The sequence below is a fragment of the Rummeliibacillus sp. POC4 genome, from assembly GCF_003576525.1.
GTDB lineage: Bacteria > Bacillota > Bacilli > Bacillales_A > Planococcaceae > Rummeliibacillus.
Window position 1 is genome coordinate 1 of record NZ_QWUA01000115.1, and the last position, 1632, is coordinate 1632.

The following is a 1632-nucleotide window of genomic DNA, read 5'->3' on the forward strand; positions in this document are numbered from 1 at the left end:
GCTAGCAAAGCTAATGAGCTTTCAAACTTTACTTTTATGGAGAGTTTGATCCTGGCTCAGGACGAACGCTGGCGGCGTGCCTAATACATGCAAGTCGAGCGAATGACGAGAAGCTTGCTTCTCTGATTTAGCGGCGGACGGGTGAGTAACACGTGGGCAACCTGCCCTGTAGACTGGGATAACTTCGGGAAACCGGAGCTAATACCGGATAATCCATTTCACCTCATGGTGAAATGTTAAAAGGCGCATCTCGCGTCACTACAGGATGGGCCCGCGGTGCATTAGCTAGTTGGTGGGGTAACGGCCTACCAAGGCAACGATGCATAGCCGACCTGAGAGGGTGATCGGCCACATTGGGACTGAGACACGGCCCAAACTCCTACGGGAGGCAGCAGTAGGGAATCTTCCACAATGGACGAAAGTCTGATGGAGCAACGCCGCGTGAGTGATGAAGGTTTTCGGATCGTAAAACTCTGTTGTAAGGGAAGAACAAGTACGTTAGGAAATGAACGTACCTTGACGGTACCTTATTAGAAAGCCACGGCTAACTACGTGCCAGCAGCCGCGGTAATACGTAGGTGGCAAGCGTTGTCCGGATTTATTGGGCGTAAAGCGCGCGCAGGCGGTTTCTTAAGTCTGATGTGAAAGCCCACGGCTTAACCGTGGAGGGTCATTGGAAACTGGGAGACTTGAGTGCAGAAGAGGAAAGTGGAATTCCAAGTGTAGCGGTGAAATGCGTAGAGATTTGGAGGAACACCAGTGGCGAAGGCGACTTTCTGGTCTGCAACTGACGCTGAGGCGCGAAAGCATGGGGAGCAAACAGGATTAGATACCCTGGTAGTCCATGCCGTAAACGATGAGTGCTAAGTGTTAGGGGGTTTCCGCCCCTTAGTGCTGCAGCTAACGCATTAAGCACTCCGCCTGGGGAGTACGACCGCAAGGTTGAAACTCAAAGGAATTGACGGGGGCCCGCACAAGCGGTGGAGCATGTGGTTTAATTCGAAGCAACGCGAAGAACCTTACCAGGTCTTGACATCCCAGTGACCACTCTAGAGATAGAGTTTTCCCTTCGGGGACATTGGTGACAGGTGGTGCATGGTTGTCGTCAGCTCGTGTCGTGAGATGTTGGGTTAAGTCCCGCAACGAGCGCAACCCTTGATCTTAGTTGCCATCATTCAGTTGGGCACTCTAAGGTGACTGCCGGTGACAAACCGGAGGAAGGTGGGGATGACGTCAAATCATCATGCCCCTTATGACCTGGGCTACACACGTGCTACAATGGACGGTACAAAGAGTCGCTAACTCGCGAGAGTACGCTAATCTCATAAAACCGTTCTCAGTTCGGATTGTAGGCTGCAACTCGCCTACATGAAGCCGGAATCGCTAGTAATCGCGGATCAGCATGCCGCGGTGAATACGTTCCCGGGCCTTGTACACACCGCCCGTCACACCACGAGAGTTTGTAACACCCGAAGTCGGTGAGGTAACCTTTTGGGGCCAGCCGCCGAAGGTGGGATAGATGATTGGGGTGAAGTCGTAACAAGGTAGCCGTATCGGAAGGTGCGGCTGGATCACCTCCTTTCTAAGGAATATTTCGGAAATAAGTTCTTGGAACTTATAGGATTAACACTT

Annotated in this window: 1 rRNA gene; it reads left to right on the plus strand. The window is 52.1% G+C overall.

Annotation, left to right across the window (positions count from 1 at the left end):
* Positions 1–33 precede the first annotated feature (33 nt).
* Positions 34–1582: ribosomal RNA gene (locus D1606_RS17945) — 16S ribosomal RNA — on the plus strand.
* Positions 1583–1632: the final 50 nt, after the last annotated feature.